The organism is Plantactinospora alkalitolerans, assembly GCF_015690345.1.
Taxonomy (GTDB): domain Bacteria; phylum Actinomycetota; class Actinomycetes; order Mycobacteriales; family Micromonosporaceae; genus Plantactinospora; species Plantactinospora alkalitolerans.
Window position 1 is genome coordinate 1 of record NZ_JADPUN010000435.1, and the last position, 21,647, is coordinate 21,647.

Annotated in this window: 17 protein-coding genes; 8 read left to right on the forward strand and 9 right to left on the reverse strand. The window is 72.5% G+C overall.

What is annotated here, in order from left to right:
- The 5 genes from I0C86_RS42370 to I0C86_RS42390 all read left to right on the forward strand — a co-directional run.
- The coding region (locus I0C86_RS42370; RefSeq protein ID WP_230395671.1) for an ATP-binding protein at window positions 1-2,805 on the forward strand (2,805 nt) is incomplete at its 5' end.
- 2 nt (window positions 2,806-2,807) lie between these two features.
- Complete coding sequence (locus I0C86_RS42375; RefSeq protein WP_196206952.1) at window positions 2,808-4,763, forward strand: MFS transporter; 1,956 nt, start codon at window positions 2,808-2,810, stop codon at window positions 4,761-4,763.
- A gap of 7 nt (window positions 4,764-4,770) precedes the next feature.
- Window positions 4,771-5,316: a hypothetical protein gene (locus tag I0C86_RS42380; protein ID WP_196206953.1), complete on the forward strand. Its 546-nt coding sequence runs from the start codon at window positions 4,771-4,773 to the stop codon at window positions 5,314-5,316.
- Window positions 5,317-5,341: 25 nt separating this feature from the next.
- Window positions 5,342-6,478, forward strand: coding sequence for a M23 family metallopeptidase (locus tag I0C86_RS42385; protein WP_196206954.1), 1,137 nt, complete (start codon window positions 5,342-5,344; stop codon window positions 6,476-6,478).
- Between the two features lie 16 nt (window positions 6,479-6,494).
- Window positions 6,495-7,124 (forward strand): hypothetical protein, encoded by a 630-nt coding sequence (locus I0C86_RS42390; RefSeq protein ID WP_196206955.1) that lies wholly within the window; start codon window positions 6,495-6,497, stop codon window positions 7,122-7,124.
- Window positions 7,125-7,155: 31 nt separating this feature from the next.
- Here I0C86_RS42390 and I0C86_RS42395 read toward each other — a convergent pair whose 3' ends face one another.
- Window positions 7,156-7,725 carry a hypothetical protein gene (locus tag I0C86_RS42395; RefSeq protein ID WP_407676412.1) on the reverse strand — a complete coding sequence of 190 codons (570 nt, stop codon included), beginning with the start codon at window positions 7,723-7,725 and terminating at the stop codon, window positions 7,156-7,158.
- A gap of 337 nt (window positions 7,726-8,062) precedes the next feature.
- Between I0C86_RS42395 and I0C86_RS42400 the strand changes: the two genes are divergently transcribed.
- Together I0C86_RS42400 and I0C86_RS42405 are read left to right on the forward strand one after the other, a co-directional pair.
- Entirely contained in the window at window positions 8,063-10,732 is a 2,670-nt protein-coding gene (locus I0C86_RS42400) for an FtsK/SpoIIIE domain-containing protein (protein ID WP_407676413.1), read from the forward strand.
- On the forward strand, window positions 10,729-11,157 hold the full coding sequence (locus I0C86_RS42405) for a hypothetical protein (protein ID WP_196206957.1): 429 nt from the start codon (window positions 10,729-10,731) through the stop codon (window positions 11,155-11,157). The genes I0C86_RS42400 and I0C86_RS42405 overlap by 4 nt, the downstream gene beginning before the upstream one ends.
- Window positions 11,158-11,163: 6 nt before the next feature.
- Here the strand turns inward: I0C86_RS42405 and folE are convergent, their stop codons facing one another.
- The 4 genes from folE to I0C86_RS44710 form a co-directional block, all read right to left on the reverse strand.
- The gene (gene folE / locus I0C86_RS42410) at window positions 11,164-11,832 is read right to left on the reverse strand and encodes a GTP cyclohydrolase I FolE (RefSeq protein ID WP_196206966.1); all 669 of its coding nucleotides are present in this window, start codon (window positions 11,830-11,832) and stop codon (window positions 11,164-11,166) included.
- 38 nt (window positions 11,833-11,870) lie between these two features.
- The gene (gene ftsH / locus I0C86_RS42415; RefSeq protein WP_196206958.1) at window positions 11,871-13,895 is read right to left on the reverse strand and encodes an ATP-dependent zinc metalloprotease FtsH; all 2,025 of its coding nucleotides are present in this window, start codon (window positions 13,893-13,895) and stop codon (window positions 11,871-11,873) included.
- 463 nt (window positions 13,896-14,358) lie between these two features.
- Entirely contained in the window at window positions 14,359-14,934 is a 576-nt protein-coding gene (gene hpt, locus I0C86_RS42420; protein ID WP_196206959.1) for a hypoxanthine phosphoribosyltransferase, read from the reverse strand.
- A gap of 101 nt (window positions 14,935-15,035) precedes the next feature.
- Window positions 15,036-15,167, reverse strand: coding sequence for a hypothetical protein (locus I0C86_RS44710; protein ID WP_255527965.1), 132 nt, complete (start codon window positions 15,165-15,167; stop codon window positions 15,036-15,038).
- A 195-nt stretch (window positions 15,168-15,362) separates the two neighbouring features.
- Here I0C86_RS44710 and I0C86_RS42425 point away from each other — a divergent pair, with 195 nt between their 5' ends.
- On the forward strand, window positions 15,363-16,355 hold the full coding sequence (locus tag I0C86_RS42425; RefSeq protein WP_196206960.1) for a GlxA family transcriptional regulator: 993 nt from the start codon (window positions 15,363-15,365) through the stop codon (window positions 16,353-16,355).
- 61 nt (window positions 16,356-16,416) lie between these two features.
- Here the strand turns inward: I0C86_RS42425 and I0C86_RS42430 are convergent, their stop codons facing one another.
- The 4 genes from I0C86_RS42430 to dacB form a co-directional block, all read right to left on the reverse strand.
- Window positions 16,417-18,063, reverse strand: a complete 1,647-nt coding sequence (locus tag I0C86_RS42430; RefSeq protein WP_196206961.1) for a gamma-glutamyltransferase family protein — start codon at window positions 18,061-18,063, stop codon at window positions 16,417-16,419.
- Between the two features lie 33 nt (window positions 18,064-18,096).
- Window positions 18,097-19,182: a tRNA lysidine(34) synthetase TilS gene (gene tilS / locus I0C86_RS42435; protein WP_196206962.1), complete on the reverse strand. Its 1,086-nt coding sequence runs from the start codon at window positions 19,180-19,182 to the stop codon at window positions 18,097-18,099.
- A gap of 12 nt (window positions 19,183-19,194) precedes the next feature.
- Window positions 19,195-20,265 (reverse strand): zinc-dependent metalloprotease, encoded by a 1,071-nt coding sequence (locus I0C86_RS42440; RefSeq protein ID WP_196206963.1) that lies wholly within the window; start codon window positions 20,263-20,265, stop codon window positions 19,195-19,197.
- Window positions 20,266-20,373: 108 nt separating this feature from the next.
- Window positions 20,374-21,647 (reverse strand): D-alanyl-D-alanine carboxypeptidase/D-alanyl-D-alanine endopeptidase (gene dacB, locus I0C86_RS42445; RefSeq protein ID WP_196206964.1); only part of this gene is annotated, 1,274 nt, incomplete at its 5' end.

A 21,647-nucleotide genomic window follows, 5' to 3' on the forward strand; every position in this document is an offset into this window, starting at 1 on the left:
GCCGAGGCGTTCGGTGGCCGGCCGAGCCCCGCGCCGCACCAGCGCGACGGCGAGCACCCGACCAGCCTGCCGGTGGTCCGCGAGCCCGCCGACCAGGCGTCGGCGACCGCGCCCGCCCGGCGCTCGACCAGGCAGCCCGATCGGGACCCGGCGCCGGTCCCACCGAAGCAGCGCCGGACGAAGCCGAAGCCGGTCCGCCCGGAACCGGTGGCGGTGACGAAACCCCAGCGGGTACGCGCGCCGAAGGTGCGGTTCGGCGACCGCGACCCCGCCGTCGAACTGGCCATCACCGAGATAGCCGGTCATCTGACGTTCACCCCGAACACCGTCACCGCCTGGTACTGGCTGCCGGAGGTGCGCTGGGCCTTCCGGCCGGACGCCGAACGGGAGGCGCTGCTCTCGGCGATCTCCGAGCAGTACGCCGGGCTCGCCGGGTTCCGGCTGCACCTGCGGCGCACCACCCGGCCGTTCCCGGCCGACGAGTGGGCCCGGACGATCGACTCGCACACCCCGGCGCCACTGGCCACCGTGACGGGGGCGCCGAGCTGGTCGGACCACCTGGTCGCCGCCCAGCGCCACCTGCTCTCGGTCAACCACGCCGAGGGCCAGACCTACCTCGGCGTCACGTTCGCCCGCCGGTCGCTGGGCAACAACCTCGCCGAGCGGGTCCTGCGCGCGTTCGGCCGTGGGGTCGCCGACGGCGAACGACGCAAGCTCGGGCGCACCGTCGAGCAGTTCGACGAGGTGCTGGGCGCGTTCGGCATGCGCGGCCGGCAGGTCACCGCCGAGGAACTGGAGTGGCTGCTCTACCGCTCCGTCGCGCTCTGCATGGCGCCCCCCGGCACCCTCTCACCGATCACGAACGGGCACTGGGAACGCGGTGACCTGCTCGCCCTGACCGAACAGGTCGAGCGCTACCGCACCCCGTACGGGTCGACGGTCAAGCTGGTCAACCGGATGACCGGCGAGGAGCGGCACGTCGCCGTACTGGCGGTCGGCCGGATGGAGCCGCTGGAGATCCCCGAGCGGCACGAGCCCTGGCTGCACTTCCACGAGCGGCTGCCGTGGCCGATGGAGATCTCCACCCGGGTCGACATCCTCGGTCCGGGCGACTCGTTCCGGAACCTGGAACACCGGCTGCGGATGATCCGGTCCCAGCAGCTCGACTACGCCGAGCACGGCATCGACGCCCCGCCGGAGCTGGAACGGTTGGCCAAGCGGGCCCTGGTGATCGGCGACGAGATGACCACCGGGCTGCCGGTGGAATCCGCCCGCGCGCACGGCTGGCACCGGATCGCGGTCGGTGGGCGTACCCGGGAGGAGTGCCTGGAGCGGGCCCGACGGCTGATCCAGCTCTACTCGCGGGAGCTGCGCGTCTCGTTGCAGCACCCGAAGAACCAGGACTGGCTGGCCCGCGAGTTCATTCCCGGCGAGCCGATCGCCAACACCGGTTACCTGCGCCGGATGCCGGTCAACCTGCTCGCCGCGGCGCTGCCCCAGGCCGCCTCCACGGTCGGCGACCGGCGCGGTGACCTGATCGGCCGGACCGCCGGGACCTGCCGCCGGCCGGTCTTCCTCGACCTGCACTTTCCGATGGAGGTACGGGAACGCTCCGGGCTCGCCGTCTTCGTCGCCGAGCCGGGCGGTGGCAAGTCGACCCTGCTCGGCGCGCTCGGCTACCTCAACGCCCGGCGCGGGGTCCAGGTGACCCTGCTGGACCCGTCCGGCCCGCTCGCCCGGCTCTGCGCGATGCCGGAACTGCGGCCGTACTCCCGGGTGTTGAACCTGACCGGCTCCGAGCACGGCACCCTGGCCCCGTACGCGCTGATTCCCACTCCGCTGCGCACCGAGTTCCCGACCGGGACGGGCGGCGACCGGGAGTTCCAGATCGCCGTCTCCAACGCCCGGGCCGAACGGCGGATGCTGGTCCAGGACATCTGCATGATGCTGGTGCCGCCGCAGGTGGCCCGGGAGGCGTCCACCGCGACGCTGTTCCGGCACGCGGTCCGGCAGGTGCCGGCCGAGGAGACGTCCACCCTGGACGACGTGGTGGCCTGCCTGTCCGGGCTGGAGGACGAGGGCCGGGAGCTGGCGAACCTGCTCCTCGACACCGCCGAGATGCCGCTCGCGCTGCTCTTCTTCGGCCGTCCGCCGGAGGGTCTGCTCGGTGCCGACGCCACGCTGACCGTGATCACCATGGCCGGGCTGCGGCTGCCCGACCTGAAGATCGAGCGGGAGTACTGGTCCGCCGAGGAGGCCCTCGCGCTGCCGATGCTGCACACGGCACACCGGCTCGCGGTACGCCGCTGCTACGGCGGCTCGATGTCGTCCCGCAAGATGGTCGGCCTGGACGAGGCGCACTTCATGGAGGGCTGGCGGTCCGGCCGGTCGTTCCTGGTCCGGCTGGCCCGGGACTCCCGGAAGTGGAACCTCGCGGCGCTGGTCTCGTCACAGAACCCGAAGGACATCCTCGGCCTCGACGTGCAGAACCTCGTCTCCACCGTCTTCGTCGGGCGGATCGCCGAGGACGTCGACATCGCCTCGGAGGCGCTGCGACTGCTCCGGGTGCCGGTGAACGACGGCTACGAGGCGACCCTCGCCTCGCTGTCCGCCGTGGACAGCTCGTCGGCGGACCGGCTCGGCTTCCGCGAGTTCGTGATGCGGGACGTGGACGGCCGGGTGCAGAAGGTCCGGGTGGACGTGTCGTACGTGCAGGGCCTGCTCGACCACCTCGACACCACCCCGGTCACGGCCAAGGCCGTCACGGCGAACCTGCCCTCCCCGATCGCGGACCTGGAGGCTTGACCATGGCGAGGACCGGAGCCCGCGTCGCGGCCCTGCTGCTCGCGATCGGGGTGCTCGCGAGCGCCACCCTCGTCTGGCCGGTGCTCGGCAGCGCGGCGCCCGCGTCCGCCGCACCGGTCCCGACCCGGGCCAAGGTCGCCCTCTGCACCACCGCCGAGTGGGAGGCGGACTTCCGCGCCTGCGTCGAGCGGCTCGCCGACGTCAGCGAGGCCACCGCCCAGTGTCTGCACCCGCCGACCCCGACCAAGCCGGACTCGGGCTTCGGCGGCTGGTTCGCGTCCCGCCCGGAGGCGAGCAAGCAGCCGGGCGTGAAGGGGATGTACACCGAGTACGGCAACGCCGGCTACAGCTACGAGACGTACGACGACTCGGGCGGCTGTGCCTCGGACGTGATCGATCCGGGCAGCAAGGTGTTCAACAAGATCGCGGACGGCGAGATCCGGATCGCCACCGCGATCATCGGCGCGTCGAACGCGCTCCGCGAACGGGCCTGGGACCCACGGACCATGTGGGACTGGGCCGACCCACTTGTCGAGCAGGCCACCAGGGCCGTCTACGAGCGGGTCTTCAGCGTCTTCGGCATCATCACCCTCTGCGTGGTCGGCCTCTACCTGCTCTGGCGGTCCCGGCAGTCCGACATGAGCAACGCGATGACCACCGCCGGCTGGGCGGTGCTGGTGATGGTCGCGGTGACCGCCATCGCGGCCTGGCCGGTCCGGTCCGCCAACCTCGCCGACGGCACGCTGGTGACCACGCTGAACGTGGTGCACGAGGCGGTCGGTCCCCGGGCCAGGGACATCCCGGCCGACAAGTGCGCGTCGCCCACCAGCTCGGCCTGCAAGGACAACCGGCCGCCGGCGGTGCGGGCCAGCGACACGACGACCGAGACGATGCTCTACCGCAACTGGCTGCGCGGCGCGCTCGGCTCCTCGGACAGCGAGACGGCCCGCAAGTACGGCCGGGCGCTGTACGACGCCAAGGCGTTCACCTGGGAAGAGGCCGCGAGGATCGACGCCAACCCGGACACCCGGGACGCCGCGGTCGAGGCCAAGCAGGAACAGTGGATGAAGGTCGCCGAACAGATCAAGGCCGAGGACAAGGAGGCGTACGAGTACCTGCGCGGCGCCCGCGACTCGGACCGGATCGGCGCCGGCCTGATCGCCATCCTGGCCGCGATCCTGTTCGCGATGTTCGACCTGACCGCCTCGGTACTGGTGCTGCTCGGCTTCCTGCTGTTCCGGTGGGCCGTCATCGCCACCCCCGTGCTCGGCACGGTGGGGCTGATGCGCCCGGCCAGCGCCGGGCTGCGCCGGCTGGGCAACGCCGTGGTCGCGGCCGTCTTCAACATCGCCATCTTCGGCACCGGCGCCGCCATCTACCTGTTCGCGGTGGACCTGGTGATGAGCACCTCGACGATCCCCGGCTGGTTGCAGGTGGCACTGATCTGGCTGTGCGGTGTGGTGGGCTGGCTGCTGCTGCGCCCGTACCGCCGGATCACCCAGCTCGGCGGCAAGGACAGCACCGAGGTCGTCGGCGCCGCCGGCTCGTGGCACCGCCGGTTCTTCCGGGACGTCCGGGCCGCGTCCCGGCTCGATCCGTCGGACGACCGTGCCGGTGACGTACGGGTCAAGAACCGCACCCTCGTGATCCAGACCAACGTCCGGCCGGAGAGCCGGCACGAGGATCCGGCGCACGCCGCCGCCGGTCGCGCGGAGCGCGCGGAGAACGCCACCGATCGGGCCGCCGAGCCGGCCTCCACGACGCCGACGGCCCCGTCCGAGGGCGGTTCCGGATCCCGGCCGGCACCGGGTCGGCCGTCCCGACACCGGCCGGCGGAGTGGACCGAGCCCGACGTGCCGGCGGAGAACCCCTCCTACGTCATCTACCGACCCGACTCGGCGCCCGCACCCGATCCGAAGCCGACCCCGGCACCCCGGATCCGCTCCGAGGCCAGGTGACCTGCGGATGCGGCGGGCGATCGAGTTCCTCTTCACCCGGGTACTGCGGTCCCGGCTCGGCCTGGCGCTCGGGCTCGCCGTCGTCATCATCGGCATCGTCGGCGCGGCCCGACTGGTCGCCGGACCCGGCAGCGGCGGGCCCGGCCCGCTCGGCGGGCCGGTCAGCCCGATCAGCACCGCCGACCCGTCGGCCGGCGACGACGGGCTGACGGTGTCCGAGGAGCCGACGCCGTGGACCAGTCCGGGGGCTCCCGCCCCGGTGGCGGTGGCCCGGTCGTTCGCCACCGCCTGGCTCGACCACCGCGACGTGACGGCGGAGCAGTGGCACGAGGCACTCCGGCCGCTGGCCACGACCGAACTGGCCGAGAAGCTCAGCGGCGTCGACCCGGTCGGCGTGCCGGCGGACCAGATCACCGGCGAGCCGGTGGTGGTACCCCGCACCGACAGCCTCGTCGAGGTGGTCGTACCGGTGGACTCCGGCGAACTCCGGCTCGGGCTGGTCGCGCCGCAGGGCCGGTGGCAGGTCGACACGGTGGACTGGCAACGGCGCTGAGGCGGGCGCGGAAGGTGGAGGCGGGATGACTGACCACGGTCCGACGACCCGGCGGCCGGTCCGCCGGGTCGCGCTGGCGGTGGCGCTGACCGCCGCGCTCGTCCTGCTCTGCTGTGTCGGGGGGACCGGTGCGTTCCTGGTGACCATGTTCGCCAACGAGGAGCAGAACCTGGCGGCGACGACCCTCGGCTGCGGCTCGGACGGCCCGATCAAGCTCGACGGTGACCTGCCGCTGGTCGGCCCGTACAAGGCCCCGCAGATGCGGAACGCCGCCGTCATCATCAAGGTCGGCAAGGAGATGGGCATCCCGCCCCGGGGCTGGGTGATCGCCGTCGCCACCGCGATGCAGGAGTCCGGCCTGGCCAACCTGCCGCACCTGGGTTCGGACAACGACCACGACTCGGTCGGACTCTTCCAGCAGCGGCCCAGCCAGGGCTGGGGCACCCCGACCCAGCTGCGGACTCCGGAGTACGCGGCCCGGAAGTTCTACGAGAAGCTGAAGAAGGTACGGAACTGGCAGCGGCGGCCGCTCTCCGGCGTCGCCCAGTCGGTGCAGGTCAGCGCCTTTCCGGACGCGTACGCCAAGCACGAGCCGATCGCGACGGAGATCGTGAACGCGTTGACCGGCGGTGCGGCCCGGTCCGTCGGCACCGACCTCGGGCTCGACTGTGCCGACGGCTCCGACATCGCCGCGTCCGGCTGGACGGCGCCGATTCCGGGCGGGGTCGGGTCGGGATTCCGTACCGCCCACCGGCCTTCGCACAACGGTGTCGACATCGGGGCCGCGAAGTACACGACCGAGATCCGCGCGGCGGCGGACGGCCGGGTACTGGTGTCCCGGTGCGATCCGGACCGGCGGGGCCGGTTGAGCTGTGACGTCGACGGCTATCCGGGCAAGGGCGGCTGCGGCTGGTTCGTCGACATTCTGCACGCCGGCAACGTGATCACCCGGTACTGCCATATGGTCAGCAGACCGATGGTGGGCAAGAACGACATGGTGGAGGCCGGGCAGGTGATCGGCAGGGTCGGTTCGAGCGGCAACTCCTCCGGGCCGCACCTGCACTTCGAGGTGCACCTGCGCGGGGACCGGAGCAGGAACGGCGCGATCAACCCGGTGCCGTTCATGCGGGACCGGGGCGCTCCGCTGACGGCTGGCGGATGAACAGGCGGAGCCACCCGTGAGCCACGATCCACTTCCTGATCCCTTCGCCGGGCAGCCCGACTGGGCGCCGGTGCCGCCCCGACCGATCGTTCTCGCCCCCGCCGCGAGCCGGGTGGACCTGCGGGGGCGGCGGGTGCTCGTCGGCCTGCCCGGTCTCGGCTGGCGGGCCGACCTCCGGGCGGACGAGCGGGTGGTGCAGGGCAGCCGTACCTACGTGCCGGTGTTGGCCGAGCACGAGTGGTACCGGGCCGAGGCCGAACAGATCGAGGTCTTCGCGCCGCTGGTGCCGGCGGACCGGGTCTGGGTGGAGACGCTCGGCGAGGCGTCGCCGTGGGAGGGCGGCGGATCCCCCGTTCCCCGTCCCGCCCGGCCCGACGTGATCTCGCGACTGGTCTCGCTGGACGCGCCGACGCACCGGCCCCCGGTGCCGGTGGTGGAGGCCGATGCGGTCGCCGGCCGCCGGGTGGTGCAGGTCGCCGACGCGGTGGAGCGGCGCGATCTACGGGCCGTCACCGAGGTCTACACCAGCGCGGACGGGGACATCTGCGTACGGGTGACCGCCGAACTGGACTGGTACCGCTGGGCGTGGAGCGGCCGACCGCCGACCACGCTGGAGGTGCCGGTCCACCTGCTCTGGATCGAGTGACCACTCCGACCCGTCACAGCGGACGGGCGGGTCAGCTCGCGCGCCCGGCCTCGCAGATCCGCCAGTCGTCGTCCCGCTCGGTGACGAACCGCCACCGCTGGTGGTCGCTCTGGTTCAGGTTCTCGACCAGGTAGGAGATCACGAGTTCCACGAAGACCTCGGCCCGGGACCCCTGGGCCCGTACCTCCAGCGGGCCCCACTTCACCACGAAGGTGACCTGGAACTGCTTCTCCCGGGCCGAGAGGTCGGTCCGCAGCCCGGCCAGCTCGGCCAGCCCCGTCGAGGAGTCGGCGCACTCGAACTGCTTGGCCAGTACGTCGTTGTGGTCGACGAGGTAGGCCCGCAGGTAGTTGTCGACGACCACGTCCGGGGCGCTGCGGTCGGGTGCGGTGAAGCGGTCGTAGGCGACGTACGCGATGGCGGCGCCGGCCAGGACGAGCAGCGCCAGGGCACCGCCGACCACGGCCAGCACGACGGACAGCCGCCTGCGGCGGGGCGCCGGTGGCGATGCGACCGGCGGGGCGTCGGCCTGTCCGGGCGGAGTCCGTTGCGTGGGTACGCGGGACACCTGGGAATCGGCCGGGGGGTGCACTGATTCCACACCTCGAGGCTATCGGCTGGCGCTGCCGTACCCAATGGCCGCGAATTCCAGCTTGGTAACCAAACGGGAGCAACCCGTAGTTTCCACTGTCCCGCCCCGGCCCCTCCGCCACGGCCCGCCCTGGCCATCCGGGTGTGCACCGAGCAGGTCTGCGGTACCGACCACCAGCTGTGCCACAAGTTCCTGGCCGACCATCGCGGCAGGTCCGCGAAGATGCCGGCCGGCTGGGATACCGTCTGGAGTCCAGGACGAGGCGACGCGCTCCGGTGCTCCGCAGCAGGACAGGGAGCCGGGCGCGGGACGGCGGCCAGGGCCGACAGGCGGAGGAGTTGGTGCGGTGGAGACCTGGAGGGGACCGACCAGCCCGGCCGCCACGGTCCGCTGGCGGGCCGCCGCCGGTACGGCCGCCGCGCTGCACCGCCGAGCCGCCGCGACCATCGCCGCCGCGGGGGGCGTACTGGACGCCATCCGGCCGATCCCCGCCGACCAGCGGGAACAGCACGAGCTCGCCGAGCGGCTGCGGGCCGCCGCGAGCCTGCTCGCCCCGGGCTGGCTGGGCGCACCGCTGGACGCCCAGTCGCAGGACGCCCCGCTGGGTGGGCCGGACGTGCCGGCGTTCGTCCGGATCGGCATCGCCCAGCCGCTCGACGACGCGCGCTTCCCCGCGGTGATACCGCTGCTCGGCACCGGGCACCTCACCGTCGACGCGGACAGCCGCGATCCCCGGGTGGCCGGGCTGCTCCGGTCCGTGCTGCTCCGGCTGCTGGCCGCCGCCCCGGCCGGCTCGCTGCTGGTACGCGGGATCGACACGGCCACCGCCGGCCAGCTCTTCGCACCGTTCGCGCCGCTCGCCGACGCCGGCCTGATGCCGCCGCCGGTCACCGACCGCACCGGGCTGCGGGCCGTGCTCGCAGAGGCGGAGCAGTGGGTACGGCCGACCCGTCCGGCCACCGCCCGGTACAACCGGCACGACCGCACCCTGCTGGTGGTGATCGGTTCGCTGCCGGAGTTGACCGAACCGGCCGACCTGGCCCGGATCGGCGCACTGGCCCGGGAGGGCCCCGAGGCGGGGCTGCACCTGCTCGTCGCGGGCTGGCCGCCTCCGCCGCTGACCGCGCAGACCAGCCAGGCGCCGCTGGCCCGGAGCACGATGATCTCGCTGCGCAACCCGTACGCGCTGGTCGGCGACCCGCCGGGGGCTTCGTTCGGCAGCCCGGGACCGCAGCTGCCCGGTACCGGGCTGAACGCTCCGGTGTTCCTCGACGAGTCCCCGCCGACCCCGCTGCTGGACCGGGTCTGCCGGGACCTCGCCGCGCGGTTCCACGCCGACTACCGCCGCACCCTCGACGAGCTGTTGCCCGATCCGTCGGACGGTCTCTGGACCGAGAGCGCGGCGAAGGGCCTGAGCACCACGGTCGGCCATGCCGGGGAGCGGCCGGTTTCGCTCGGTTTCGACGAGCGCACCCCGCACTGGCTGGTCGGCGGCCGGGCCGGCGCCGGCAAGAGCGCCTTCCTGATCAACGTGCTCTACGGTCTCTGTACCCGGTACCACCCCGACGAGCTGGCCCTCTATCTGGTCGACTTCGCCGACGGCACGGCGTTCACCGAGATCGTTCCGGAACGGGCGGACGGGTTCCTGCCCGAGGACGGTGCCGACCCGGGCCGGCCGTGGTTGCCGCACGTACGGGCGGTCGGCGTACAGGCCGATCGGGAGTACGGCCTCGCGCTGCTCCGCGAACTCGACACGGAACTCGACCGCCGGAGCACCGAACCGGATCGGCGGAGGATCCTCTGCGTGCTGGACGAGTTCCCGACGCTGCTCGCCGAGGACGACGCGGTGACCGCCGAGGCGCTGCGCCGGCTGGAGTCGGTGGCCCGGCGCGGGCGCTCGGCGGGCGTACACCTGATCCTGACCGGCCGGCCGACGCCGGCCCTGGCCGCGCTGCGCGCCCGGCGGGACCCCTTCCTCGCGCAGTTCCCGGTCCGGGTGGCGCTGCCCGGCGGTGCGGACGTGCTGGAACCGACGAACGACGCGGCAGCCGGCCTGCCCCTGGGTACGGCGGTGGTCAACACGGCCGGCGGACTCGGCGGGCCGCGCGGCGCGACCCGGGGACACGAACGGATGGTCCGGTTTCCCGACCCGCACACCGACGCCGACGCGCTCGCCGTGCTGCGGCACCGGCTCTGGGCGGACCGGCCCGCCGGATCGACCGGTCCGGCCGTCTTCACCGGCTACCTGGCGCCGCCCCGGCCCGACGCTTCGGAGCCGGCCGCCGAACCCACCGGACCGGTTGTCGCGCTGCTCGGCCAGGTGGTCGAGGTGCCACTGCGTCCGGCGGCGGTTCCGCTCGACCCGTCGCCGGGCCGACATCTCGCGGTCCTCGGACCGGGACCGGCCGCCGAGGACGTGCTGGACGGCCTGGTCCGGAGCCTGGCGGCGCAACATGCCCCCGGCGACGTCCGGTTCGTGGTCGCCTCGCTGGTCGACGAGGCGGACCCGACGGCGGCGGCGTTGTGTGCCGAGATCGCCCGGCGGCACCCCGTCGAGCAGGTCGACACCGCCGGCCTGGCCGGCGCGCTCGACCTCGCCGGGCCCGGCTACCTGGTGGTCTTCGGAATGGACGGGGCAGCTCCCGGTGCGGTTCCGGCGGAAGGGCTGCGGGCGCTGCTCCGGGACGGGCCGGCCCGGGGCGTGCACCTGATCTCCTGGTGGCGCGGCGTACGTCGGTTCGCCGACCAGCTCGCGGCCGTGGCCGAGCCGGAGCCGGCCACCGGCGGCGCCCCGGAGCCCGACGGCGAACGGTCGGACGGCACGGGGCCCGGCAACCCGGCGACGATCGATCACCTGCTCTTCCTCGACGTACCCGAACCGGAGGTGGCCCGGCTGCTGGGTCGGGCCGTACGGTGGCGACCCCGTCCCGGCCGGGCCCTGCTCTACGACCGCCGCACCGACCGGACCAGTCTGGTCGTCCCGTACGCCACGCCGACGGCGGCGAACGCCCGGTGAGCGGGGACGCCTGGCAGGACTACCTGGCCGCCGCCCAGCGGCTGGACGCGGTACGCCGGACCGCGGCCACCGCCGCCGGTGAACAGGCGCAGGGCGTGCGCACCGCCCGGGAGGAGCTGACCGGGATCCGGGCCCGGCTGGTGCCGCAGCAGTCCCGGCTGCGGGCGCTGGGCGTACCCGAGGGGGATCTGCGGCCGTCCGGGCCGGAGGTGGCGGCGGCCGGGCGGGCGATGGCCGCCGGACCCGAGGCGGTACTGGCGGCGCTGCGGGAGGCACGGGCGACCGCGGACGCGGCGGATTCGGCGACCGAAGTGCCGGGCACCGGTCCACTGGCCTGGTCCCGGATGCTGCTCTACGGTGCGTACGCGCTGGGGGCGCTGCTCCTGCTGGTCGTGCTCTGCGTCGGCGGGATCTACCTGTTCTGACCCGGATCAGCCATGGATGATCAGGGACATCGCCTCGGCCCGGGACTTGGCGTCCTCTTTCAGGAGGCCACGGACCGCCGAGGTGATGGTCTTGGCACCGGACTTCTGGATGCCTCGCATCGCCATGCACATGTGTTCGCACTCCAGCACGACCAGTACGCCGCGCGGTTCGAGCCGGCTCATCAGCAGATCGGCGATCTGCGAGGTGAGTCGTTCCTGCACCTGCGGCCGGCGGGCGTAGACCTCGACCAGCCGGGCGAGCTTGGACAGCCCGGTGATCCGGCCGCTGTCCCCCGGGATGTAGCCGACGTGCGCCACGCCCCGGAACGGCAGCAGGTGGTGCTCACAGAGGCTGATCACATCGATGTCGCGGACCAGCACCAGCTCGTCGTGGTTGGCCTCGAAGGTCGTGCTGAGCACCTGGGCGGGGTCCACCCGCAGCCCGGCGAAGAGTTCGGCGTACGCGCGGGCGACCCGGGCCGGCGTCTGCCGGAGGCCGTCGCGGTCCGGATCCTCGCCGACGGCGATCAGGATCTCCCGTACCGCCTTCTCGATCCGGTTCAGGTCGACGGCCGCCTCGATCGGGCCTCCGCCGAGCTTGCCGTTGACCAGCCGGGCGGCGAGATAGTCCAGCTCGTCGTCGTCGCCGTCCGGTTCGGTGGCGGACACGGCCAGGCCGCCGGCATGATCGCCGGCGGCCTGGTCGGTCCCGCTCAGTGTGAGCCGTCCGAGTTCGGCGTCGTGTTGTTGCTGGTACCTCCGATGGCCGCCCGGACGCCGTCGGCCTCGGCCTGCGCCTTGAGCTTCTCCTTCTCACCCGGGGTGAGCACCGGAGGCTCGGTCGACGGCTGCCGCTTGCCGAACCCGTTGTACGGGGCCATCGGCGGCCGCTTGACCACCCGGGCACAGATCCGGGCCATGTCGGCCGTGGAGAGGGTCTCCTTCTCGATCAGCTCGAGCACGAGGCTGTCCAGGACGTCCCGGTATTCCACCAGGATCTCCCAGGCCTCGTCGTGAGCCAGTTCGATCAGCGACCGCACCTCGGCGTCGATCTCGGCTGCCACCGCGTCGGAGTAGTCCCGCTCGTGGCCCATGCTGCGGCCGAGGAACGGCTCGTCACCGCTGGTGCCGTACTTGATCGCACCGAGCTTGGAGCTCATGCCGTACTGGGTGATCATCGCTCGGGCCAGCGCACTGGCCTTCACGATGTCATCCGCGGCACCGGTGGTCGGCTCGTGGAACACCAGTTCCTCGGACGCCCGACCGCCCAGCGCGTACGCCAGCGTGTCGATCATCTCGGCCCGGGTCTGGGTGTACTTGTCCTCGGTCGGCAGCACCAGCGTGTGTCCGAGGGAGCGGCTGCGGGAGAGGATCGTGACCTTGTGCACCGGGGCGGAGTGTGGCAGCGCCCAGGCGACCAGCGCGTGCCCGCCCTCGTGGTAGGCCGTGATCTTCTTTTCCTTGTCGCTCATCACCCGGGTCCGGCGCTGCGGGCCGGCGACCACCCGGTCGATCGACTCCTCCAACGCGTCGTTGGAGATCGCCCGCTTGTCACCACGGGCGGTCAGCAGCGCCGACTCGTTGACCACGTTGGCCAGGTCCGCACCGGTGAACCCCGGGGTACGCCGGGCCACCGCGTCGAGGTCGACGTCCGGTGAGAACGGCTTGCCCTTCGCGTGCACCCGCAGGATCGCCTTGCGGCCCTCCATGTCCGGGGTGTCCACCGCGATCTGCCGGTCGAACCGGCCCGGGCGCAGCAGCGCCGGGTCGAGGATGTCCGGCCGGTTGGTCGCGGCGATCAGGATCACGCCGCCCTTGGTGTCGAAGCCGTCCATCTCGACCAGGAGCTGGTTGAGCGTCTGCTCCCGCTCGTCGTGCCCGCCGCCCATGCCGGCGCCACGGTGCCGACCGACGGCGTCGATCTCGTCGACGAAGACGATCGCGGGAGCGTTCGCCTTGGCCTGCTCGAACAGGTCACGCACCCGGCTCGCGCCGACACCGACGAACATCTCGACGAAGTCGGAGCCGGAGATGGAGTAGAACGGCACGCCGGCCTCGCCGGCCACGGCCCGGGCCAGCAGCGTCTTACCGGTACCGGGCGGGCCGAAGAGCAGTACGCCCTTGGGGATCTTGGCGCCGAGGGCCTGGTACTTCGCCGGATTCTGCAGGAAATCCTTGATCTCGTGCAGTTCCTCGACGGCCTCTTCCGAGCCCGCGACGTCGGCGAAGGTGGTCTTCGGGGTGTCCTTGGTGATCATCTTCGCCTTGGACTTGCCGAAGTTCAGGACCCGGGAGCCGCCACCCTGCATCTGGGACATGAACAGCAGCAGGAGGATCACCAGAATGGCGATCGGCAGCAGGTTGACCAGTAGCGACACGAAGATGTTGTCGCCGGAGACCTCGGTGTCGATCGGACCGGTGATCCGGCCCGCCCCCCTGGCCGCGGCGACCTGGTTCCAGACCTCGTCGCCGACCTCGTACGGGAACTGGGCCTGGATCTTGTCCGTGTTCGTGTCACCGAACTTGGCCGAGTCCTTCAGGTCCAGCTGGAGCGTCTGCTCCTTGTCCTGGAAGATGGCCTTCTGTATGCCGCCCTTGTTGAGCTGATCGAGCACCACGTTGGTCTCGACCTTGTGATAGCTCGGGCCGCCACTGAAGAATGAGCTGAGCGCAATCGCACCGATGATCACCAGGATGATCCAGACCACCGGGCGGCGGAAGAAACGCGTACGTTCCATGCTGTATCGAGCGCCGTAACGCCCGGACCCTCCTGATCGACGTCCTGATCGTCTGGTTGCCTTCTGTCGCCGCCGAGGCGACGGCCGAAGCCGTCTATGTGCTAGCCGGCTCGACACCGGACGCTAGGTACCGCGCCGCGGTCATTCGACGGTACACCGTGAACGCGAGGAGCGAGCCTGCGAGCCCTGGGGTAACGGATTCACTCCCGCCCGTGTGCCGGGTGACGGCAGACCAACTCCGGCCATCCGCCCTGGATGGTCGACCCTTTCGGGTCAAACAGGGCAGGAGACCCGGCGCGGGATGCTTGCGTGCCACCACCGCATACCGTAGCCGTGATTCCTGGGAGCGCGCTGTACGTCGACTCGATATTTCCCGCCGACAATCGGGATGGGCCGGGGCGACGGGCGGCGCGGCGGGGCCCGGACCGCTCCGACCAGCGTCTTTGGCCGACGGCGCCCCAGGTCAGGACCGGGCGTAGACCTCGGGCTTCAGCACGCCGACGTAGGGAACCTCACGGTAGCGCTCGCCGAAGTCCAGGCCGTAGCCGACGACGAATTCGCTCGGAATGTCGAAACCCACGTACTTCACCGGCACCGAGACCTTGATCGCGTCGGGCTTGCGGAACAGCGCGACCACCTCGACGCTCGCCGCCGCCCGGGACTCCAGGTACCGGAGCAGCCAGGACAGGGTGAGCCCGGAGTCGACGATGTCCTCGACCACCACCACGTGCCGGCCGGCGATGTCCCGGTCGAGGTCCTTGCGGATCCGTACCACCCCGGACGAGGTGCTGCCCTGCCCGTACGAGGAGAGGGCCATGAACTCGAGTTCGGCGGGTGGCCCGTGCCGGCCGAGTGCGCGGGCGAAGTCGGCCATGAACATGACCGCTCCCTTGAGCACGCACACCAGCAGGAGTCCGTCCGTGACGGGGGCGTAGTCCGCGGCCACCTGTTTGGCCAGTTCCGCGATCTTTTCCCGAATCTGCTCCTCCGAGATGATCACATGGTCGATGTCGGCGTCGTACCAGGAGCCCTGAGCCATGGGCCTAGCCTGCCGTACGCCGGTTCGGGCCCGTCGCCGGGGCGGCACCTTCACGCGGTGTCCACCCCGGCTGGCCAGGCACGCACTTCTCGGCGCCGTCGTCAGGAACGCGGCGAGGATCGCCAGCCACCGTTGCTGGGCCGCCAGTCGGCCGAGTCACGGCTGTCGGAGGTGAGGCCGAGCAGGGAGGCGAGGAGCAGGACGAGGAAGAAGAGGCTGAGGAAGAGTTCCATGGCGGCGTGACCTCCCGGTCAGGATTCCCGATCGGGCCGGGACGGATTTCCCGGTCTTGATCAGGTGTTCTGGGATTTCGCCGCCGGTGCGCACCGGCTGATACGTCAATCTTCGACCAGCCGCGCCGGTCCGGACAGTGGCAGCTTTGCCATGGACCATCGATTTTCTGCCACTCTTCGGATAACCTGACGAACATGCTCCGTAACGTCGCAGTGATCGCGCTCGACCCGGTGGCCACCTTCGAACTGGGTGTCCTCTGCGAGGTCTTCGGCACCGACCGGACCGCCGACGGATTCCCCGGCTACCGGTTCCACCTCTGCACCGCCGACGGCCAGCCGATCCGGACCCGATCAGGCTTCGGGCTGACCCCGCACGCCGACCTGACCCCGGTGCAGGACGCCGACCTGGTCGCCGTGCCGGCCGCACACACCATCGGCGACCCGATCCCGGACGTCGTACTGGACGCGCTGCGCCGGGCCGACGAGCGCGGGGCGTACGTGCTGAGCGTCTGCTCCGGCGCCTTCGTGCTGGGCGCGGCCGGTCTGCTCGACGGGCGCGCGTGCACCACCCACTGGCGGTACGCCGACGACCTGGCCCGGATGTACCCGAAGGCGGACGTCCGGTGCGACGCCCTCTACGTGCAGGACGGCAACCTGCTCACCGGCGCCGGCACCGCCGCCGGCATCGACGCCTGCCTGCACCTGGTACGCCAGGAACACGGCTCGGCGCTCGCCACCAAGCTCGCCCGGCGGATGGTCGTCCCCCCGCACCGCGACGGCGGGCAGTCGCAGTACATCGAGGCACCCATCCCGCGTACCCCGGACGCACCGACCCTCGAACCGGTGCTGAGCTGGCTGATGAACCACCTCGACCGGCAGTTGACGGTCGACGACCTGGCCGGACGGGCGCACATGGCACCGCGGACCTTCGCCCGCCGGTTCCGGGCCGAGACCGGCACCACACCGCACGACTGGATCACCAACCAGCGTGTCCTGCTGGCCCGGCGCCTGCTCGAGGAGACCGAACTGGGCATCGAGGCGGTCGCCACCCGGGCCGGATTCGGGGACGGTGCCACCCTCCGGCACCACTTCGGCCGGCGCGTCGGCGCGACCCCGCACGCCTACCGGTCGACCTTCCGAGGGCGGGTTCCGGCAAACTCGGGCGACTGGGTACCGGCGGCGAACTGACCCGGAGCGGAGCGCCCTCGGTACCCGATGGCACATCCGTCAGTACCCGATGGCACACCCGTCAGTACCCGATGGCACACCCGTCGGCCCGGGGCTCCGACCCGGCCACGTAGCCGCCGTCGGGCAGCCGCCAGATCGCCTGGCCGTAACCGAAGGCGGACGGCTCGGCGTCGACGGTGATCTCGTGCCCACGGGACCGCAGCCGCCGGACGACGTCGCGGCCGGACTCGTCGGCCAGCAGCGCCGGCTCGACCAGCACCGACCTGCCCGCGTGCCAGTACCAGCGCGGGCGGTCCAGTGCCGCCTGCGGCCCGAGGCCGGCGTCCACGGTCGACGAGACGACCTGCACGTGCCCCTGCGGCTGCATGTGCCCACCCATCACCCCGAACGGGCCCACCGGCTCACCGTCGCGGGTCAGGAAGCCCGGGATGATGGTGTGGAACGGGCGCTTTCCGGGCGCCACCACGTTGGGGTGGGCCGGGTCGAGACTGAACCCGGAGGCCCGGTTCTGCAGTCCGAAGCCGAGCCCCGACGGTACGACGTACGAGCCGAAGCCGAGGTAGTTGGACTGGATCAGGCTCACCATCATCCCGTCGGCGTCGGTGGCGCAGAGGTAGACGGTGCCACCCTTCGCCGGGTCGCCCGGTGCCGGCGTACCGGCGAACTCGGTGACCAGGGCCCGGCGGGCGGCGGCGTACTCCGGGGTCAACAGTTCCGCCGTCGGCACCGGAACCCGGTCCGGATCGGCCACGTACGCGTGCGCGTCGGCGAAGCCGAGCTTCGTCGCCTCGATCTGCCAGTGCAACTGCTCGTCCAGGGACATCGCGGCCAGGTCCACGCCGTCCAGGACGTTCAGCGCGAGCAGCGCCGCCACGCCCTGGCCGTTCGGCGGCAGTTCCCACAGCTCGTGGCCCCGGTAGGTCGCCCGGATCGGATCCACCCAGCTCGAGGAGTGCTTGGCCAGGTCTGCGCCGGATAGCAGCCCGCCGGTCCGGGCGGCGTACCCGGCCAGCACGTCGGCGATCTCCCCGGTGTAGAACGCCGCCGAGCCGCTTGCCGCGATCCGGCGCAACGTGCCGGCGGCATCCGGGTTGTGCCACCTCTCCCCGGCCCGGGGGGCCCGTCCACCGTCGATGGTGAAGACCCGGCCCCACTCGGCGTACTCCGGGCCGACCAGCTCGGCGTGCTGGCGTACCGCCCGGGCCCAGCCCGCCGCGACGTTCGGCGACACGGGGAAGCCGTGCTCGGCGTAGCCGACCGCGTCGGTGAACAGGTCGGCGAAGGGCAGCGAGCCGAACCGGTCGTGCAGGTCCCGCCAGCCCGCCGGAGCCCCGGGCACGGTCACCGAGAGCCAGCCCCGGGCCGGCATCGCCGCACCGCTGGCCTGTGCTCCGCCGTGCGCCCCGGTCGGCTCCGCGCCCCGGCCGCCGGTGGCGGCGAGCACCGCGTCCCGGGTCAGCGCGGCCGGGGACCGGCCGGACCCGTTCAGCCCGTGCAGCCGCTGCCCGTCCCAGACGATGGCGAACAGGTCACCGCCGATGTCGTTGGAGCCGGGCTGGACGACGGTGAGCGTGATGGCGGTGGCGAGGGCGGCGTCCACCGCGTTGCCACCCCGACGCAGCACCGCCAGCCCGGCGGCGGCGGCGAGCGGCTGGCTGGTGGCGACGGCGCCGTTCGGCGCGAAGACCGGCTGTCGGGGGTAGGCCATGGGTCATGTCTACCCCGCGACCTGCCCGCCGCTCTACTCCACGGCCGGCCCTTGTCCCCGCTCTGCCACCGGCCCGCCGTCCCGCTCTGCCACCAGCCCGCCGTCCTGCTCGGCCAGCAGCTCTGCGCCGCGCCGGGTCGCCCGGATCCCGCCGGGCAGATGCGCCGGCCCCTGTCCCCGCCAGGCCGTGACCAGGGCATCGAGCGCCGCGACGTGCCGGTGCGACAGAGCGGCCGGCGACGCGCCCAACTCGCGGGCCCACAGGTGCAGGACCCGGGTACGCACCGCGGCCGGCATCGCCGCGAGCACCGATACGGCCAGCCCGTCGACCGTTCCGCCGGCGCTTCGGGTCCCGCCGGGAGTGATCCGCGCCTCGGCGTACCCGACCCGGGCGAGTTCGTCCAGCGCGGCGGTGTCCGCCGCGGCGAGCCGGGCGGTCCGGGCCAGGTTGTCCAGCACGCCCGGCCCGAGCGTCCGGACCAGCACCGGCAGCACCTCGGCCCGGACCCGGGCGCGCGCGTACCGGTCGTCGGTGTTGTGCGGGTCCTCCCACGGGGTCAGCCCCAGCATCGCGCACGCCTTGCGGGTCTGCTCCCGGGAAACGTCCAGCAGCGGGCGGGACAGGACCACCCCGGCCAGCTCCCGCTGCACCGGCATGCCGGCCAACCCCCGCGACCCGGCTCCTCTGGCCAGCGCCAGCAGCACCGTCTCGGCCTGGTCGTCCCGGGTGTGCCCGAGCAGCACCGTCGACGCGTCGTACCGGTGGGCCGCGCCGACCAGGGCCTGGTAGCGGGCCTCCCGGGCGGCCGCCTCCGGCCCACCCGGCCGCCCGGCGACCTGGACGGCCACCGCCTCGGCCGGCGCGAACCCGACCTCTCGCGCCCACTGCGCCACCTCGGCCGCCCGGACCGCCGAACCGGCCTGTAGTCCGTGGTCGACGCTGACCAGACCGGCGGCGACGCCGAGCCGGGGCGCGACGAACGCGGTGGCGGCGGCCAGCGCGAGCGAGTCGGCGCCGCCCGAGCAGGCGACCAGGACCGGACGGTCCCGGGGTACGTCGGTCAGCGCCCGCCGGACGGCGACCCGGATCGCCGCGACCGGCGGAGGCAGGGCGGCCACGAGGTCTCCGGGTCAGCCGGTGGCGGCGACCGGACCGACCGGACCGTGCACCCGGGCGACCCAGGCGTCGGGGTCGGAGAGTTCCTCCAGCCGGGGCAGGGTGAGCGGCGAGCTGAAGATCCGGTTGAAGCCGTCCATCCCGACCCGGTCCACCACCCCGTGCACGAACTTGCGCCCCTCGGCGTACTGGCGCATCTTCACGTCCACGCCGAGCAACTTGCGAATCGCCTTCTCCAGCGGGCTGCCCGACTCCCGACGCCGGTTGAACCGGGCCCGGATCGTCTCCACGCTCGGAATGACCTCCGGCCCGACGCCGTCCATGACGAACTCCGCGTGCCCTTCCAGCAGGGTCATCAGCGCCGTCAGCCGGTCCAGTACGGCCCGTTGCCCCGGCGTCTGCACGATGTCGAGCACGCTCGCCCGACTGTCCGGGTTACGGACCGAGTCGGAGAGCGTACTGACCCCCCGGCGCAGCCGGTCCAGGAAGTTGTCGCCACCGGCCTGCGAGGCGTCGACGAACGCCTGCACCTCGCCGAGGAAGTGCCCGCGCATCCACGGCACGGCGGTGAACTGGGTCCGGTGGGTCACCTCGTGCAGGCAGACCCAGAGCCGGAAGTCCCTGGGATCGGCCTGCAACTTCCGCTCGACCTCGACGATGTTGGGCGCGACCAGCAGCAGTTGGCCCGGATCGGCGGAGAAGACCTCGTACTGGCCGAGTACCCGGCCGGAGAGGTACGCGAGCACCGTACCGGCCTGTACGCCGGTCAGCCGGGAACCGATCGTGTCGGTGATGACCCCCGGCGCCTTGTCTCCGGACAGCCGGTTGATCAGTGGAGTGATCACCTCACGCAGCCCCGCGATGTTGGTGGCGGCCCAGTCCCGGCGGTCCACCACCCGTACCGGCGGATGGGCCACCTGTGGCCGCAGCCCGGTGTACGCCAGCACATGCCCAGCGGCCTCGTCCGTAAGCCGCCGTAGATCGGCGACCACCTCGGTGGCCTCGTCGTACGAGACCCGAGGTCCCGATTTTCCCAACGCCCCGGCGGTGGCGGCGGCCAGATCCCAGTCCACGAACTGCGCCATGCATCCCACGGTACCCGGGTCGCGACACTGTTGACCGAGTGTAAGGAAGGGCCCCTTCTTATCGCTTTTTGTATAAGAAGGGGCCCTTCCTAACACTTCCGACGGAACTCAGCGGCAGCCGCACTGGGCCAGGGCGGTCGCGATCCGGTCCAGTTCGGGCTGCGCCTGGTCCGGGCCACCCGGCACCTTGTTGGCAAGTACCGCGAACGCGAGCAGCCGGCCGTCGAGGGTCGTCACCACGCCGGAGATCGCGTGCACCCCGCTCAGGGTGCCGGTCTTGGCCCGTACGACTCCCGCTCCGGCCTTCGTCGGCCGCTCGCCGGAGCGCTCGAACCGGTCGTCGAGCGTGCCCGACCAGGCGGCCACCGGCAGTCCGGGGAACAGCCCGGCGAGTTCCGGTCGGGTCCCCTTGGCGGCCAGCGCGAGCACGTCCGTCAGCAGGCTGGGGGTGACCCGGTTGGAGCGGGACAGGCCGCTTCCGTCAGCGAGCGAACTCTCCGCCGCCGGCAGGCCGAGTTCGGCGACCACCTCGTCCATCGCGACCGCGGCCCCCTCGAACGAGGCCGGCTTGTTCCGGGCCAGCGCGACCTGCCGGGCCAACGTCTCGGCCACCACGTTGTCGCTCTCCCGGAGCATGAACTCGACCAACCGGATCATCGGCGGCGAGTGCACCCGGCCCAGTTCGGTGCCGGCGGCGATCGTCGCGGGGCTGGCGCTCGCGGCGGTGGTCGGCGAGGCCGGGGAGGACGGCGGCGCCTTGCCCTCCGTCACCGCCGACGCCGGCAGGTCCAGCAGCTTGGCGAAGGACCGGCCGGCGGCCTGGGCGGGCTTGTCCGACCGTTCCGGCCCACGGGACTTGTCCTTCGGATCGATCCGGGCGCCATCGGTCATCAACGCGGTGATGACCGCGCCGAAGCCGCCGACGTGGGCGTCCGCGTCCCAGCCGGGACCGACGTTCGGGCCGGGGAAGAGACTTCCGTCGACGATCACCTTCGTCGGGGCGGTGCCGCCGAGCGCCTTCTTCACCTGGGCGGCGAGCCGGTCGAGCCGCCCCGCGCCCGGGTACCAGGCGGTGGCGTTCACCGCCAGCGTCGGATCGCCGGCCCCGATGATCACCACCTCGCCCGGATTCGGCCCGGCGACCACCCGGGTGGGGATCCGGTACGCCGGCCCGCGAGCCGCGAGGACGGTCGCGGCGGTGACCAGTTTCGTCGTCGACGCCGGCACCGTCGGAGTGTCCTGGCCGTTCTCGTAGAGCGCCTCACCGGTGACGGCGTCGACCACTGAGATGTTCACCTCGTCGCCCAGCACCGACGAGGTGAGCAGCGGGGTGAGCGCGGCGCGTACCCCGTCGGGGGTGGGTGCCGGGGCGCTGGCCCCGG

Excerpts from the sequence above, each read along its gene's own strand:
- I0C86_RS42375 (WP_196206952.1), top strand. The coding sequence starts at position 2,808 with ATGGCGAGGACCGGAGCCCGCGTCGCGGCCCTGCTGCTCGCGATCGGG.
- I0C86_RS42440 (WP_196206963.1), bottom strand. The coding sequence starts at position 20,265 with ATGGCGCAGTTCGTGGACTGGGATCTGGCCGCCGCCACCGCCGGGGCG.
- ftsH (WP_196206958.1), bottom strand. The coding sequence starts at position 13,895 with ATGGAACGTACGCGTTTCTTCCGCCGCCCGGTGGTCTGGATCATCCTG.
- I0C86_RS42380 (WP_196206953.1), top strand. The coding sequence starts at position 4,771 with ATGCGGCGGGCGATCGAGTTCCTCTTCACCCGGGTACTGCGGTCCCGG.
- I0C86_RS42425 (WP_196206960.1), top strand. The coding sequence starts at position 15,363 with ATGCTCCGTAACGTCGCAGTGATCGCGCTCGACCCGGTGGCCACCTTC.
- I0C86_RS44710 (WP_255527965.1), bottom strand. The coding sequence starts at position 15,167 with ATGGAACTCTTCCTCAGCCTCTTCTTCCTCGTCCTGCTCCTCGCCTCC.
- hpt (WP_196206959.1), bottom strand. The coding sequence starts at position 14,934 with ATGGCTCAGGGCTCCTGGTACGACGCCGACATCGACCATGTGATCATC.
- I0C86_RS42430 (WP_196206961.1), bottom strand. The coding sequence starts at position 18,063 with ATGGCCTACCCCCGACAGCCGGTCTTCGCGCCGAACGGCGCCGTCGCC.
- I0C86_RS42385 (WP_196206954.1), top strand. The coding sequence starts at position 5,342 with ATGACTGACCACGGTCCGACGACCCGGCGGCCGGTCCGCCGGGTCGCG.